The sequence below is a fragment of the Lutibacter sp. genome, from assembly GCF_033723435.1.
Classification (GTDB): domain Bacteria; phylum Bacteroidota; class Bacteroidia; order Flavobacteriales; family Flavobacteriaceae; genus Lutibacter.
Genome location: NZ_JAWVXC010000001.1, coordinates 277,886 through 294,085 on the forward strand (window position 1 = coordinate 277,886; position 16,200 = coordinate 294,085).

Sequence of the window (16,200 nt, forward strand, 5' to 3'; positions counted from 1 at the left end):
AAAATTAGTTTTAATGAAAAAAATTGTGGTTTTAACAGGTGCAGGAATTAGTGCCGAAAGCGGTCTTAAAACTTTTAGAGATGCAGGAGGTTTGTGGGAAGGATATGATATTATGGAAGTAGCTTCTCCAATTGGTTGGAAGAAAAATAAAGAATTAGTATTAGACTTTTATAATAAAAGAAGAAACCAATTACAAAAGGTAAAACCAAATAATGCTCATAAAAAATTGGTTACATTAGAAAAGTATTTTGATGTTCAAATAATTACACAAAATGTAGATGATTTGCATGAACGTGCAGGAAGCACAAATGTAGTTCATTTACATGGAGAATTATTGAAAGTAAGAAGCACTATAAATCCAAATTTAGTTTATTCTTGGAAAAAAGATTTAAATATTGGAGATGTTTGTGAAGAAAACAATCAATTAAGACCTCATATTGTTTGGTTTGGAGAAGAAGTACCTTTATTAAATAAAGCAATTGAAATAGTAAAAACTGCAGATGTTTTTATAATTATTGGAACATCTATGCAAGTATATCCTGCTTCAAGTTTAATATATTACACTAAAACTTCTATTCCAATTTATTTTATAAATCCAATTGAATCTTACCAAAAAACTGAAAATTTAAATATTATAGAAATTACTGAAAAGGCAACTTTAGGAGTTCCAAAAGTAGTTAATCTATTAATTGAATAAGGCTATCAAACAATTTTCCATCACTTATTTGTCCGCCCATTTCTATCAACTTAAAAATTTCTAGATTTCTTTCTTCTAAGTATTTTTTTGATGCTTTATAATATTCAAAAGTTTCATCCAATGGATTTTTTAAAAACCAATTAAAATCATCTTCCTTTAAAAAATTTTTTGAAGCATTAGTGCATTTTACATAAATTCTAACTATTTCTTTCGAATAACATTTAAAAACATTTAAATGATGTTCCGAAATATGTTCAATGTAATTAGTTTTAGAAAGAACATCATCCCAAACTAAATCACTAAAAATTGCAAGTTCTTCTTCTGCTATTTCAGGTCTTTCATTTTTCAGTTGCTCCCATTCATTTTTATCAATTTGTTGCGTAGCTAAAAACTTAGAAAATTCTAAATTTAGTTCTTGAAACTGTTCTTTTGTTAGCTGTCTATATTTCATAATAAAAAAAACCGCCCAATTGGGCGGTTCAAAATTAAAAAAATATTTTAGTTAAATATATATCGTAATCCAAATTGCATTTGCCATCTTGATAGTAATGAACTATTATAAACAAATGATTTTTGAAGACTTGGATCAAACGTATACGTTGGGTTTCCTGAACCATCAACACTAACTCCAATTGGTTGAATTGCATTTGGTTGTTGTACTAATCCCCAGTCAGAATTAATTAAGTTTCCTATATTTAAAATATCCACACTGAATTGTATAGAATTATCTTTTGATATTTTTAATTCTTGAATAAATTTAACATCCCATTTTCCTCTCCAAGGAGAAACTGCACCATAGCGTTCTGCATAATTTCCCCTCCTTCCACTTAAATAGCTATCTTGAGCAATAAATTGGTCGAATGCTGCACCTTGTCCAGCACCTGAAAATGTCATTTGACTAATTTCAGCTGTAGTAGGAACATATATTAAATCATTTAAACCTGATCCATCATTATTTATATCTCCTCCATAAGTATAAGAAAATCTACCTCCTTGTGCATATTCAAAAAAGGAAGCTACCGAAGTGCTCCATTTATTATCAGCACCGTATTTCCAAGATTTTGAAATAACACCTATAACTCTATGTTTATCTCCATATTTTGAATAACCTAATATGTCCGCATTTGCATCTCCTACAACTGGATTTGCATCAAAAGCATCTCCTGTAATTTCAGCTTCAATAGAGTTAACATCTCTAGAATCTAAATAATTATAAGCTAAACTTACAAACAAACCATTTTCAAAAGTTTTTTGGGCTTTAAAAGTAGCATTTAAAGTTCTTCCCTTATTTGTATTAGTAAATACATAAGCATTATTTCCTTTATCCGAAGAAGTATAAATAGCTCTTGTATCAACACCAGATAAATTTCCAGATGGTGCTTTTAATCCCCAGTTTTGTACCTGTGCTCCATTAATATCTTTTGTATAAGATAAATCGGTTGTTAACGTTACTCCGCTTTCTAATTTATAATCTAATCCTAAACTAGTTCTCCATACTGAAGGAAATTTAAAATTAGGATCTACTACTTCGTAATACCATACATTTGGGTTTCCTATTTGATTTCCTAACCAAACAAAAGGGAAACGACCAGTAAATATCCCACTTCCTCCTCTAACTTGTAAAATTTTATCTCCATTAACATCCCAGTTAAATCCTAATCTTGGTGAAACTAAAAATTGGTTATTAGGCATTTTTGTTGAGTTTAAATAAACTGTTTGCCCTGTTGAAGGATCTGTATAAGGAATACTAGGATCATAGAAATTTCCAGGGAAATCAATTACATCTTGTGCTTTATCACTTGAGTCAAAGAAAAGTGGTTTATCAAATCTAATTCCATAAGATAATTTAAAATCATCGTTTATATTCCACTCATCTTGTAAATAAAATGCCATTTGACCAACATGTGTTTCCGCTAAATTCCAAGAATTACTAGCATTATTTGTATCAAAAACATTTTGTGCGTTTGCCATAGCGTCTGCTAACAACCCATTGCTTATAGCTGTATTAAAAGCGTTCATATCAGCAAAATCTCCAAAAAATGCACCTACATACCCTCTACTATCCCCAAATCCATAAGCTCCTAAATTGAAGGAATTAGCAAATTTGAATTTTTCAAATGAAAATCCTAAAGTATAATTATGATTTCCTTTACTAATATTCATATTATCGGAAAATTGAAATACTTTTTGATCTAAAGTGTTGTGAATAGAGAAAGGTTCATGACCTGCTACAATGTAATTAGATCCATTTCCATCTTGAATTCTGAAAGCTGGCATTGGTGTTGACATTGGATTTCTAAAATCATCAAAATGGGTATATCCTATTTGAAATTTATTACTAACATTGTCCGCTAAAGTTGAGTTTAATTCAACTAAGTAAGATTGGATGTTATTATTAATTTGATATCCTGAATTTTGAAATTGTAATATTTGAGAATTTGGACCTCTAAATCCTAATGCTGTTGGATGTGCAGGTTTATCTTTTGATGCATTTAAAAAGTTGTAAATAAAAGCTAAACGGTTGTTATCATTAATATTCCAATCTAATTTTATAATTCCTTTTGTACTTTTAGATTTATGTGTAAAACCTTGGAATTCACCTGGATCATATCCTATTCCTCTTAAAGCAGATTGAACATCTAATAAATCTTGCAAAGCAACACGAGATTCGTTTATAGCTCCTGTACCTGTATTTGGTAACCAGTCTTGTCCCAAGTCCGTTCTATCATCTTTTTCAAAGTTTGCAAAAACAAATAATTTATTTTTCACTATTGGTGCACCAACACTAAATCCATATTGAGTTTGCTCTAGTTTAGGAACAAATATCTTTTGCCCTTTTATTTTACTTCCTGTAAAATCTTGATTTCTATAATATCCATAAACAGTACCCGCTACTTTATTAGTACCACTTTTTGTTACTGCATTTACTGAAGCTCCTGTGAATCCTGATAAAGTTACATCATACGGAGCAGTAGCAACTGAAATTTGGTCAATAGCATCTAATGAAATTGGTTGTGCATCTGTTTGACCTCCAGGCGTTGCAGCATCTAATCCAAATGGGTTATTAAAAATAGAACCATCTAAAGTGAAATTATTGTATTGATCATTTCTACCGCCAAAAGACCCGTTTGAAGATGCAGAAGGATCTAATCTTGTGAAATCAGATGCTGATCGGGAAATAGTTGGAAGACTTGTTAATTCTCTTTTACCTACGCTAGTTTTTGCTCCTGTTCTATCATTATTAAATGTAGCATTTCTACCGCCAGTAATAACTACTTCTCCTAATTGCTGGCTTTCACTCTCCATTTTTGCATTAACATCAAACGCAGTTCCTAAAGATAAATACACATCTTTATACTCAATTGTCTTATAGCCTAAATAACTAATAGTAATGGTATAGGGACCTCCAACACGTAAATTTTGAAGCGAAAACCGTCCACTTTCAAGTGTCATAGTGCCTGACACAGTACCTGTTGGTAAATGCTTTGCTACTACATTTGCTCCATAAAGTCCTTGTGAATTTTCATCACTAACAATTCCTTGTATTTTAGAAGTTGTTACTTGTGAAAAACCAGTAATAAAACTAAGAACGGTAATTAATAATGAAAATTGTAATTGTTTTTTCATATGATTTAAAATTAAATTAAGATTTGAATTAATGAACCCAAATTTAACTAAAAAAGCCTACTGATTGAGTAGGCTTTTTTTAGTTTATTAACCAAATATTGTTAAAAACTTTACATGTAATTAAATAAGGTTTAAATCTTTAGTTTAAACCTCTTGCTTTTATCATTGGTTCAATTTTAGGAGCTGATTCTCTAAAATCTTCATACATTTTTTCTAATTCTAATGTGTTTCCACGAGATAAAACCATATTTCTAAAGCGTTGTCCATTTTCTCTTGTTAAACCTCCATGTTCTGTAAAATAATCATATGCATCATGACTTAATACTTCTGTCCATAAATATGAATAATATCCTGCTGCGTATCCTCCTGCAAAAATATGAGCGAAATAAGTAGAGCGATATCTAGTTGGAACTTCTCTCATTAATAAATGTACAGAGTTTAAAGCTTTATTTTCAAATTGATTCACATCATCTATTTTAGTATCTGCAGAAATAGTATGCCAAAGCATATCTAAATTTGAAGCTGCTAAAACTTCTGTTAAACTATATCCTTGATTGAAAGTACTTGCATTTTTAATTTTAGTAATTAATTCTTTAGGAATTTTACTTCCATCTTTATAGTTTAAAGCATAATTTTTAAGAACTTCAGGATATAATGCCCAATGTTCATTAAATTGAGAAGGGAATTCTACAAAATCTCTGGATACAGATGTACCTGATAAACTTGGGTAATGTTGACTTGCAAAAAACCCATGTAAAGCATGTCCAAATTCATGAAACATAGTTTCTACTTCATCAAAAGTTAATAAAGTTGGTTCTCCATCTGCTGGTTTAGCAATATTCATAACATTATAAATAACAGGTTTTTTGTTATATAAAGTAGACTGCGTTACAAAATTATCCATCCAAGCTCCTCCACTTTTAGAAGGACGAGCATAGTAATCTGCATAAAACAAACCAAGTGGTGTACCATCTTCCTCAAACAACTCGTAAGTCATAACATCTTTTTGGTAAGTAGGTAAATCCGTTCTTTTTTTAAAGGTAATTCCATATAATTTAGTTGCTGCATAAAAAACACCTTTTTCTAAAACTGTTTTAAGTTCAAAATATGGTTTAACTTCATTTTCATCTAAATTATATTTAGCTTTTCTAACTTTTTCAGCATAAAAATTCCAGTCCCAAGGTTCTAGTTTAAAGTCTTTACCTTCTTTTTTAATCATTTTTTGAATTTCTGCAGCTTCTTTTCTCGCTTTTGAAGTAGCTGCTGGAACTAATTTTGCAAACAAATCTAACACAGCTTGTGGTTTTTTAGCCATTGTGTTTTGCAATCTCCAAGAAGCGAAATTTTTAAACCCAAGTAATTTTGCTTTTTGAGCTCTTAATTCTACCATTTTTGTTACAATACCTTTGGTATCATATTTTCCTCCATTAGTTCTATTCCAACCAGCTTCAAATAATTGTTTACGAACATCTCTATTTTTTAAATACTGTAATTGAGATTGTTGTGTAGTGTTAGTAATAGTAAGTAACCAAGTATTTTCCTTTGTTTTATCTTTAATATTAGCTATTTGAGATTTTGAAAAACCTGCTAATTTTTTAACATCGTGAATTTCAATAGTTGCTGCTGCATCTGCTGCTAATAAGGTTTGGTTGAATTTTGTGCTTAAAGTTGCAAGTTGCGCATTAATATCTTTAAGTTTGGATTTATCTTCATCAGATAAATTTGCTCCTGCAGCAATGAATTTTTTATAGTAGTAGTCTACTAATTTTAAAGATTCTGCGTCTAACTTTAAATTTTCGCGATTATCATAAATGTTTTTAACTTTAGAAAACAATTTATTATTTAGGTAAATTTCATCAAAATGTTTTGCCTCTAAAGGAGATATTTCTGTTTGCACTTTTTTTAAAGTATCGTTAGTATTTGCACCTGTTAAAGCATTAAAAACATTTTCAACTCTATCTAACATCTTTTTACTTTTTTCTAAAGCAAGAATGGTATTATCAAAAGTAGGTTTTTCTGAATTTTCAACAATTTTGTTTATAGCATTAGATTGTTGTTTCATTGCTTCTAGCAAAGCTGGTTTAAAGTGCTTGTTTTTTATTTTAGTAAAATCTGGTGCGCTATAAGGCAATGCACTTTCTTTAAAAAAAGGATTGTTGTTTTCGTCATTTTGCATGGAAGTCTTTTTGTTATTTTGATTACACGATAAAATAGTAATCGATAAAATGGTCAATATTAGTATTTTCTTCATTTTTAAATATTTTAAATAAATGTTTGGTAAATTTAGGAATGCTTTTAGGATTTAACAACAATATTTGTTGCAAAAAAAAACTCACTTAAAAAATAAGTGAGTTTTAAATATGTTCAGAATGAAAACTATTAATTTGCTTCCGCAATAATTTCAATTGGTAACTCAACAATTACCTCTCGGTGTAATCTAATTGTTGCATTGTATTTTCCAATTCTTTTAATAGTTCCTCCTTCTACTTTAATGTATTTTTTATCCACTTCATGACCTGCTTTAGCTAATTCTTCTGAAACATTAGCGTTACTTACAGAACCAAATAATTTAGTATTATCAGCTGTTTTAGCAGCAATTTTAATTTCTAAATCTTTAATTGCGTCTGCAATTTTAGTGGCATCTTTTATTATTTTCTCTTCTTTAAAAGCACGTTGTTTTAAAGTTTCTGCTAATACTTTTTTAGCAGAAGTAGTTGCTAGTACTGCAAATCCTTGAGGAATTAAATAGTTACGTCCATAACCATTTTTAACAGTAACAATATCATCTTTAAAGCCTAAGGCTTCAACATCTTGTTTTAATATAATTTCCATAATTGTTCCTCTTTTATTTTAACATATCTCCTACATAAGGCATTAATGCCAAATGACGAGCTCTTTTGATAGCTACTGAAACTTTACGTTGGTATTTTAAAGAGGTTCCAGTTAAACGACGAGGTAAAATTTTACCTTGCTCATTTACTAAGTATAATAAAAATTTAGCATCTTTATAATCAATATATTTAATGCCATTTTTTTTGAATCTACAGTATTTTTTTACCTGTTTAGTGTCAATATCTAATGGAGTTAGGTAACGAACTTCACCTTGTTTTCCTCCTTTTGATTGTTGTTCAATGTTTGCCATGGCTTATTTTTTTAATGCTTTAACTCTTTCTTTTCTTTTTTCAGCCCAAGCAGCAGCATGTTTATCTAACTTAACAGTTAAATAACGCATAACGCTATCATCTCTTCTAAATTCTAATTCAAATGGAGCTACAACACTACCATCAGCTTTAAATTCAAATAAGTGGTAAAATCCACTTTTTTTGTTTTGGATTGTGTAAGCTAATTTTTTTAAGCCCCAATCTTCTTTGTAAACCACTTCGGCACCTTTAGAAACAAGATAGTCTTCAAACTTCTTTACTGTTTCCTTTACCTGAACATCAGATAAAACGGGATTCAAAATGAAAACAGTTTCGTAATGATTCATAATTAATAATTTAAGTTTTACTTTTAAGCGTGCAAATATACAATTTTATTGTTAAGCATCAAATGGGTTCACTAAAAATATTTTGTAATAATGTAACATGCATAACCTACCAATTTTTAAATTTTAAATATCTTTAATTTAACTAATTATATAACTATAAATTTCAGGCTTAAATGAGAAAATTTATATTTTTTTTGTCCCTAGCAATAATATCTCAACACATTAAATCTCAAGAAATTACAGGTGAAATAATAAATTCATTTGGAAAACCTATTGAAGGTGCTTACGTGTTTCATTCAGAATCAAATACTCATGTACATACCGATTCAAAAGGCATATTTACCATTACTGACATGAAAATTGGAGATCACTTAAAAATAAGTCACGTTGGATTTGAAACTACAGAATTTGTATTAACAACTTTCAACCACAAAATAGAAATTAAACTAAAGGAAAAAACAATATCATTAAATGAAGTTATAATTGAACCAAAATTAAATGCTTTAAATCTATTTACTAAAATAAATATTGAGACAAACCCCGTTAAATCTTCTCAAGAAATTTTACAAAAAGTGCCTGGTTTAATAATTGGACAACATGCAGGTGGCGGAAAAGCTGAACAACTATTTTTACGTGGATTTGATATTGATCATGGAACAGATGTAAACATAACAGTTGATGACATGCCAGTAAATATGGTTTCACATGCACATGGGCAAGGTTATGCCGATTTACATTTTTTAATTCCTGAAATTATACAAAAAATAGATTTTGGAAAAGGAACTTATTATGCTAATAAAGGAAATTTTACAACAGCAGGTTATGTTGGGTTTGAAACTAAAAATCACTTAGAAAAAAATACGATTAAAACTGAATTAGGACAATTCAATTATATCCGTGTTTTAGGACTTCTAAATATTTTAAATAAAGATTCTGAAAATGCATACATAGCTACTGAATATATTTTAAATGATGGACCTTTTGATAGTCCACAAAATTTTAATCGCATTAATTTAATTGGAAAATATACAACTCAATTAAATCATAACGATTGGTTATCATTTTTAGTTTCAACATTTTCTAGTAAATGGGATGCTTCAGGCCAAATTCCAGAACGAGCTGTAAATTCAGGATTAATATCCAGATTTGGAGCAATAGATGATACTGAAGGAGGTACAACTAGTAGAACCAATTTTAATATGCATTACACTAAAAATATAGATGAAGAATCGTTTATAAAAAACACAGTTTATTACACAAAATATGCATTTGAACTATATTCCAATTTCACCTTCTTTTTAGAAGATTCAATTAATGGAGATCAAATTAGACAAAAAGAAAATAGGCAGCTTTTTGGCTTTTCCAGTGAACTGAATAAAAAATTTAGTACAAATACTACAGAAGTACTTTCGCAATTAGGTATAGGGCTACGTAATGATTTAATCAATAATGATGAATTATCACATACGGTAAACAGAAAAACCACATTAAACAAATTAGCGTTAGGTGATGTAAATGAAACTAACCTTTTTTCGTATTTGAATGTCGAAATAAGTTTTGGTAAGTTTATGCTTAACCCAGCACTTCGGTTAGATTATTTTAAATTTATGTATGATGATAAGTTAAGTGATACATATCAAACACAATCTACAACAAAAACAATTTTCAGTCCAAAGTTAAATTTTTTATATAGTTTTTCTAAAAACCTACAGTTTTATTTAAAATCTGGTAAAGGTTTTCATTCAAACGATACTCGTGTAGTAGTTTCAGAAACTAAAAAATCTATTTTACCAGCTGCCTATGGTAGTGATTTAGGTTTTATTTGGAAGCCTAACTCAAAATTAATTTTAAATGGAGCTTTATGGTATTTGTATTTGGAACAAGAATTTGTATATGTAGGCGATGCTGCTATTGTTGAACCAAGTGGTAAATCGGTTCGCAAAGGTGTAGATATAGGTGCTCGATACCAATTAAATGACTGGGCTTTTTTTCATACTGATTTAAATTATGCATATGCAAGATCTATTGAAGAAGAAAAAGGAAACGATTATATTCCTTTAGCTCCTGACCTAACTTTTACTGGTGGATTAGATATCATTCATCCAAGTGGATTATATGGTTCTTTAGGATTTAGGCATATTAAAAACAGACCTGCAAATGAAGATAACTCCATTATTGCAAAAGGATATTTTGTTACAAATATAAATGCTGGCTATAAAATTAGTAATCATGTAACTTTTGGCTTTAATATTGAAAACTTATTAAATACAGAATGGAATGAAACACAATTTGCAACCGAAACTCGTTTATTTAATGAACCTGAAAGCATAGAAGAAATACATTTTATACCAGGAACTCCTTTCAATTTTAGAGGTTTTATTAAATATGAATTTTAATAATTATCTACATCAATTATAAATTTAATAGAACGAAATAATTTAACCGCCTGAAATGTATTTTTTATTTGATTAATAACCTCTTTAGTTTTAACAATAGATTGTTTTGGTGGTATTTTAATAATAAAATGCTGAATGTATAAATTTCTAATTTTTGAAATTGAAGGAACCGCAGGGCCTAATACGTTTTCTTTAAACACGTTTGAAAAAGATGTTCCTAACCATTGAGCGCCATCATTTAAAGTAATATAATTTTTATGTTTTATAATAATTTTTATAGTGCGATAGTATGGAGGATATTTATATTGCCAACGCACATTTAACTGTTCTTTATACATTTCTTCAAATGAATGTGTAGAAACTTGCTGTAATATTTGATGATACGGGTTAAATGTTTGAATAATTACTTTTCCTCTTTTTTTTGCTCTACCTGCTCTACCTGCAACTTGAACCATTAATTGATAACTTCTTTCATGAGCTCTAAAATCTGGAAAATTTAACATAGAATCAGCATTCATAATACCAACTAAAGAAACATTTTCAAAATCTAATCCTTTTGATAACATTTGTGTTCCAACCAAAATATCAATTTCATGATGTTTAAACTTTCCTAAAATTTTTTGATATCCATGTTTACCTCTAGTTGTATCTAAATCCATTCTTCCAACATTGGTGTTTGGAAAAAGCTGTTGCAATTCTTGTTCAACTTGCTCTGTTCCAAAACCTTTAGTGTTTAATTTTTCGCTTCCGCAAGCAAAACAATTATGTGGCATTGCTTGCTTATAACCACAATAATGGCATTGTAATTGGTTTTTAAGACTATGATAGGTTAAGCTAACATCACAATTTGGGCATTGTGGAGATTCGCCACATGTTTCACATTCTACCACAGGAGCAAATCCTCTCCTATTTTGAAAAAGAATAACTTGTTCTTTGTTTTTGAGAGCTTCTTCTATTAGTAAAATTAAATCATCGGAAAAATGTCTTTTCATTCTCTTTTTTCGATATTTTTCTTTAATATCTACTAAAGATATTTCTGGTAATAATACTTTTCCAAAACGTTCATTTAATTCTACAAGTCCGTATTTTCCCTTAGATGCATTATAAAAAGTTTCAATACTTGGTGTAGCTGAACCCAACAAAACTTTTGTATTATGTTGATTTGCTAAAACAATCGCTGCATCTCTGGCATGATATCTTGGCGCAGGATCATATTGTTTAAAAGATGGTTCATGTTCTTCATCAATAATTATTAATCCTAAATTTGAAAATGGTAAAAAAAGTGAAGAACGAGCACCTAAAATTAGTTGAGCTTTTTGTTTATTTTCTAATACATTATTCCAAACTTCAACACGCTCGTTCATAGAATATTTGGAATGAAAAACGGATAAATATTCTCCAAAATAATACTGTAATCGTTCAATTAATTGGGTAGTTAAAGCTATTTCTGGCAACAAATAAAGTACTTGTTTTTTATTTTGAAGTATTTCTTTAATTAATTTAACATATATTTCTGTTTTACCGCTACTTGTAATTCCTTTTAATAGAACAGTCTGTTTAGTTTTAAAGTTGTTTTTAATTGCTTTAAATGCAGTGATTTGAGAAGATGTTAATTCTTTAACTTCTTCAGATTTACCTTTAAAATTTATTCTATCAGTTTGAATATAATACAACTCTAAAATTTCTTTATCTACTAAAGATTTTATAACTGCTGGAGATGCACCAAAACCTTCCTGTAAATCAGCAACTTTTATATCTTTTTTTGTAGCTTTTAATTGAAAATATGCTAAAATTAATTCTCTTTGTTTTTTTGCTCTAGCTAATTTTTCTAATAACTCAGGAAGTTTTTCATTTGAATTCCAAAATTGAGTTAGCTGAATGTATTTAACTAATTTAGGTTTGTATTGTTCATAAATTTGCTCTTTAACTACAATAACTTCTTTTTCAATTAAATCTTTTATAATAGGGAAAACAGTCTTTTTTTCTAAAATTTCTATTACTTGATTTACAGAAAGTTGCAATTGAAATTGTAACGCTTCAAATATTAAAAATTCATCATCAGAAAGTGATTGATCATCTTTGTAACCTGAATTTACTTGAATAACCGTTTCGCTTTCTAATAAAAAAGCCGATGGTAATGCAGATCTAAAAACTTCGCCTAAAGAACACATATAATACTTTGAAATCCATTCCCAATGTTGTAATTGAATTTCATTTACAATTGGTTTATCATCTAAAATTTGGTAAATTTCTTTGGCATCATAACCAATAGGAGCGTTTTGATGAATAGAAGAAACTAAAGCTGTATAAATTTTAGATTTACCAAATTCAACTGCTACTCGCATTCCCTTTTGTAAAAATTCAGCTTCCGCATCCGTTATTTTATAAGTAAATAACTTTGGCAATGGAATTGGCAGAATAACATTTATAAAGTAGCTCAAGGTTTTGGTCTTTTTAAAAAGTAAAAATATTTAAAATCTAATTAATAAACTTGGATTTTAAATAAAATAATATATAAAAGCAAACCTTACAAATATTGTAATGTAAGTTACCTTTTATCTGTTCTAATTTAAGTAAATTTATAGTTATACATTTAAAGTAAAAAAAATGAAAAAATTATTAATTTTAGGTATTGTATCGTTACTTTTTTTAGGATGTAATGATACAAAAAAACAAAAAAAGGATACGCAAGTAGTTCCAGAATACACTGCTTTACAACAAAGTGCGAAAAGCATATTTGGAAAATTACCACTAATAGCTGAAAATAGTGCTAACCCAATTTCAAATGAAAAAGTACTGTTGGGTAAAACTTTATTTTTTGAAAATAGATTATCCAAAGATAATACAGAAAGTTGTAATACATGCCATAATTTAAAAACGTATGGTGTAGATAATTTGAGTACTTCTCCTGGAAATGATGGTGGTTTTGGAGCAAGAAACTCTCCTTCTGTTTATAATGCCGCACTACATATAGCTCAATTTTGGGATGGTAGAGAACCAGATGTTGAAGCACAAGCTGGTGGACCAATGCTTAATCCTGTTGAAATGGCAATGCCTAGTGAAAAAAAAGTTATAAGTAGATTAAGCAAAATTGAAAGTTATCAAAAACTATTTAAAGATGCTTATCCAGAAGATAAAGATCCTATCTCATTTAAAAATATAAAGAATGCTATAGGTGCCTTTGAACGTAAACTTATTACTCCGTCTAAATTTGACAACTTTATTGCTGGAGATGTAAATGCTTTAACAAAAACGGAAAAAGAAGGTTTACAGTTATTTATTGATAAAGGATGTATTGCTTGTCATTCAGGTAAAGCTATAGGTGGTAATATTTTTCAAAAATTTGGAGTTTATGATGACTATTGGAAATATACAAAAAGCAAAAAAATAGATAATGGTAAATACGATGTTACCAAAAAAGAATCGGATAAATATGTGTTTAAATCCGCATCATTAAGAAATGTAGCTAAAACTTATCCTTATTTTCATGATGGAAGTGTTTCTAATTTAGATGAAGCTGTAAAAATTATGGGAAAAGTTCAATTAAACAAAGATCTTACTGTGGAAGAAACAACTGCAATTGTAGCATTCTTAAATTCTTTAACAGGAGAATTACCAAAAGATATTTAAATTTATAAAAGCTTAAAAGCCTTATATTTATTAGGAAAAACTACTCAAATCAATTGGGTAGTTTTTTTTTGGCACGCTGTTTGTATTTCAATAACCAGAAACTACTTTCCAAACTATAGTAGTAACCTTAAAATTTTGAATTATGAAAAGTAAATTATTTTTAATAGTAGCATTTTTAATAACGAGTTTTAGTTTTAAAGCAAATGCTAACGGAGTTGAGAAACAATATTATAATGATTATGGTGAAAATTTTACATTTGTTGAACAAGGAATTACTTTTGCTGTTTTTCAAAATGGTGAATTTGATTTTTATATTAATCCACGAAATGGTTTTAATATTGGAGTTAGAGGTAGAAACGTAAATATTAGTTTTAACTCAGGTTATAATTATGATGCCTACGTTCAATACGATGATTATGGCGCTGTAATTCAAGTAGAAAATGTACCTATTTATTACGATTATTATGGTAGAGTTTCTCAAATAGGAAATGTAAACATTAACTATAGATATGGAAGATTAGTACGAATAGGTGGTTTACACGTGTTTTATAATAGATATGGATATTATACGCATTATACTGGATACATAAACAGATACAACCGTAATTATGTATTTAACCATTACCACAATTACTTTGCAAGACCTTTGTTTAATTACAGAATTGTAAGTTATAAACCTTACAGACATCATTATAAACCAGTACGATATACTTATTATAGAAATAGAAACAATCATTATTATAATAACAATAATCGTTCTTATGGAACTAAAAGAAATACCTATACTACTCGCAGGAGATTTGAAACCAATAAAATTCCTAAAAAAAGAAATGAACGAATTTCAAATACAGTAAATAGGCGAAACAACTCTAATACAGTTAGAAGAACCGTTACTAATGTAAATAAAAAACCTGTTAGAAGTTATAAAAATACAAGAGCTAATAACAACAAAACTTATGAAAGAAGAAGTGTAGTTAAAAGATCAAGTATAACTCAGACTAAGGGAAATACAACATATAATCGAAGAACAGTAAAAGCAAATAATAAAAGAGGAATTAGCAAATCAACAAACAGAAAACCTATAAAAAGAGAAAGTTCAAAAAACAACGAAAGAAAAAGAAGAAGTTAACTGTTTGTTATTAAAAGTGCTACTCAGGTAGCACTTTTTTTTGTTTTCTACTTCCTTCATACATATCATATCTAACAAATTTACAATCTAAATCTGCATTTTTTAAGGCAATCCTTTTAGAAGTTCTTAATCCAACATGTTTTAAAGCTTCAAAATCTGAAGTAATAAACCAAACTGTAGAATCTGGATAACCGTTTTTTAAAGTATCTCCAATTTTTTTATAAAACTCTTTAACATCAATAGATAATCGTTCTCCGTATGGCGGATTAAATAGAATGATGGTTCTACCAAAAACTTCTTTTACCGAATTAAAGAAATTAACGTGATGCACGCCAACAAACTCACTTAAATTAGCGTTTTTAACATTATCCTGAGCCTTACGAATAGCGGAAGGAGCTTTATCAAATCCCATAATTTTAAAATGAGATTCTTTAATTTTTTTCAATAAGGAATCTTGAATTACAAAAAACAAATCTTCGTCATAATTTTCCCACTTTTCAAAGGCAAATTCAACTCTGTTAATATTTGCAGGAATATTATTTGCAATCATAGCAGCTTCAATTAAAATAGTTCCAGAACCACACATAGGATCAATAAAATTGCAATCACCTGTATAACCTGAAAGTAATACTAATCCGGCAGCTAAAACTTCATTAATTGGAGCAATATTAGTAGCTGTTCTATAACCACGTTTATGTAATGACATGCCTGAACTGTCTAAGGAAACCGTACAATAATCTTTTTGAATATGTACATGTATTTTCACATCAGGATGTTTAGTATCTACATTTGGCCTTTTATGATATTTATGCCTAAAATAATCCGCAATAGCATCTTTTGATTTTAAAGAAATATAATGTGAATTTGTTGTAAAATGTTTTGAATTTACTACTGCTCCAATTGAAAACGTAGAATCTACGTTCATAATTCGTTCCCAGTTAATTTCTTGTAATTTTTTATACAAATCATCTTCATCAAAAACCTTAAAACTTTTAATAGGTTTAAGTATTCTAATAGCGGTTCTTAATGCCAAATTTGCTTTATACATAAAGCCTTTATCTCCAAAAAAAGACACACTTCTAACTCCTACTTCTACTTTTTGTGCTCCTAAATTCTTCAATTCGGTAGCTAATACTTCTTCTAATCCGAACAAAGTAGTGGCAACCATTTTAAAATCGTGATTCATATAATTAAAATATGCACAAAAATACTATTATAAATGACATAAAATACC

General features: G+C 28.8%; 12 protein-coding genes. 4 read left to right on the plus strand and 8 right to left on the minus strand.

Features of this window, described 5'->3' with window-relative positions; translation table 11 throughout:
- The first annotated feature begins 13 nt into the window (after window positions 1-13).
- Window positions 14-697: an SIR2 family NAD-dependent protein deacylase gene (locus R3342_RS01250; protein ID WP_318937834.1), complete on the plus strand. Its 684-nt coding sequence runs from the start codon at window positions 14-16 to the stop codon at window positions 695-697.
- Here the strand turns inward: R3342_RS01250 and R3342_RS01255 are convergent.
- The 6 genes from R3342_RS01255 to rpsF all read right to left on the minus strand — a co-directional run bounded on the left by R3342_RS01255 (window position 678) and on the right by rpsF (window position 7,811).
- The gene (locus tag R3342_RS01255) at window positions 678-1,148 is read right to left on the minus strand and encodes a DUF6495 family protein (protein ID WP_318937836.1); all 471 of its coding nucleotides are present in this window, start codon (window positions 1,146-1,148) and stop codon (window positions 678-680) included. The two genes, R3342_RS01250 and R3342_RS01255, sit on opposite strands and share 20 nt — an antisense overlap.
- A gap of 47 nt (window positions 1,149-1,195) precedes the next feature.
- Window positions 1,196-4,324: a carboxypeptidase regulatory-like domain-containing protein gene (locus R3342_RS01260; protein ID WP_318937838.1), complete on the minus strand. Its 3,129-nt coding sequence runs from the start codon at window positions 4,322-4,324 to the stop codon at window positions 1,196-1,198.
- Window positions 4,325-4,463: 139 nt separating this feature from the next.
- Window positions 4,464-6,575 (minus strand): M3 family metallopeptidase, encoded by a 2,112-nt coding sequence (locus tag R3342_RS01265; protein ID WP_318937840.1) that lies wholly within the window; start codon window positions 6,573-6,575, stop codon window positions 4,464-4,466.
- A gap of 128 nt (window positions 6,576-6,703) precedes the next feature.
- Entirely contained in the window at window positions 6,704-7,156 is a 453-nt protein-coding gene (gene rplI, locus R3342_RS01270; RefSeq protein ID WP_318937842.1) for a 50S ribosomal protein L9, read from the minus strand.
- A 13-nt stretch (window positions 7,157-7,169) separates the two neighbouring features.
- A complete protein-coding gene (gene rpsR, locus R3342_RS01275) occupies window positions 7,170-7,466 on the minus strand; it encodes a 30S ribosomal protein S18 (protein WP_318937843.1) in 297 nt (98 codons plus the stop codon).
- A 3-nt stretch (window positions 7,467-7,469) separates the two neighbouring features.
- Window positions 7,470-7,811, minus strand: coding sequence for a 30S ribosomal protein S6 (rpsF, locus tag R3342_RS01280; RefSeq protein ID WP_318937845.1), 342 nt, complete (start codon window positions 7,809-7,811; stop codon window positions 7,470-7,472).
- 173 nt (window positions 7,812-7,984) lie between these two features.
- On the opposite strand from rpsF, the gene R3342_RS01285 reads away from it, so the two are divergent.
- On the plus strand, window positions 7,985-10,207 hold the full coding sequence (locus tag R3342_RS01285) for a TonB-dependent receptor (protein WP_318937847.1): 2,223 nt from the start codon (window positions 7,985-7,987) through the stop codon (window positions 10,205-10,207).
- Here R3342_RS01285 and priA read toward each other — a convergent pair.
- Complete coding sequence (gene priA, locus R3342_RS01290; RefSeq protein WP_318937848.1) at window positions 10,204-12,648, minus strand: primosomal protein N'; 2,445 nt, start codon at window positions 12,646-12,648, stop codon at window positions 10,204-10,206. The two genes, R3342_RS01285 and priA, sit on opposite strands and share 4 nt — an antisense overlap.
- 166 nt (window positions 12,649-12,814) lie before the next feature.
- On the opposite strand from priA, the gene R3342_RS01295 reads away from it, so the two are divergent.
- Together R3342_RS01295 and R3342_RS01300 are read left to right on the plus strand one after the other, a co-directional pair.
- A complete protein-coding gene (locus tag R3342_RS01295; protein ID WP_318937850.1) occupies window positions 12,815-13,837 on the plus strand; it encodes a cytochrome-c peroxidase in 1,023 nt (340 codons plus the stop codon).
- Window positions 13,838-13,979: 142 nt separating this feature from the next.
- Window positions 13,980-14,966 (plus strand): hypothetical protein, encoded by a 987-nt coding sequence (locus R3342_RS01300; RefSeq protein WP_318937851.1) that lies wholly within the window; start codon window positions 13,980-13,982, stop codon window positions 14,964-14,966.
- Window positions 14,967-14,985: 19 nt separating this feature from the next.
- Here the strand turns inward: R3342_RS01300 and R3342_RS01305 are convergent, their stop codons facing one another.
- On the minus strand, window positions 14,986-16,152 hold the full coding sequence (locus R3342_RS01305) for a class I SAM-dependent RNA methyltransferase (RefSeq protein ID WP_318937852.1): 1,167 nt from the start codon (window positions 16,150-16,152) through the stop codon (window positions 14,986-14,988).
- Window positions 16,153-16,200: the final 48 nt, after the last annotated feature.

Bases quoted from the DNA above. Each gene is read 5' to 3' on its own strand.
- R3342_RS01260 (WP_318937838.1), bottom strand. From the start codon at position 4,324: ATGAAAAAACAATTACAATTTTCATTATTAATTACCGTTCTTAGTTTT.
- R3342_RS01305 (WP_318937852.1), bottom strand. From the start codon at position 16,152: ATGAATCACGATTTTAAAATGGTTGCCACTACTTTGTTCGGATTAGAA.
- rpsF (WP_318937845.1), bottom strand. From the start codon at position 7,811: ATGAATCATTACGAAACTGTTTTCATTTTGAATCCCGTTTTATCTGAT.
- rpsR (WP_318937843.1), bottom strand. From the start codon at position 7,466: ATGGCAAACATTGAACAACAATCAAAAGGAGGAAAACAAGGTGAAGTT.
- R3342_RS01265 (WP_318937840.1), bottom strand. From the start codon at position 6,575: ATGAAGAAAATACTAATATTGACCATTTTATCGATTACTATTTTATCG.
- rplI (WP_318937842.1), bottom strand. From the start codon at position 7,156: ATGGAAATTATATTAAAACAAGATGTTGAAGCCTTAGGCTTTAAAGAT.
- R3342_RS01255 (WP_318937836.1), bottom strand. From the start codon at position 1,148: ATGAAATATAGACAGCTAACAAAAGAACAGTTTCAAGAACTAAATTTA.
- R3342_RS01295 (WP_318937850.1), top strand. From the start codon at position 12,815: ATGAAAAAATTATTAATTTTAGGTATTGTATCGTTACTTTTTTTAGGA.
- R3342_RS01250 (WP_318937834.1), top strand. From the start codon at position 14: ATGAAAAAAATTGTGGTTTTAACAGGTGCAGGAATTAGTGCCGAAAGC.
- R3342_RS01285 (WP_318937847.1), top strand. From the start codon at position 7,985: ATGAGAAAATTTATATTTTTTTTGTCCCTAGCAATAATATCTCAACAC.
- R3342_RS01300 (WP_318937851.1), top strand. From the start codon at position 13,980: ATGAAAAGTAAATTATTTTTAATAGTAGCATTTTTAATAACGAGTTTT.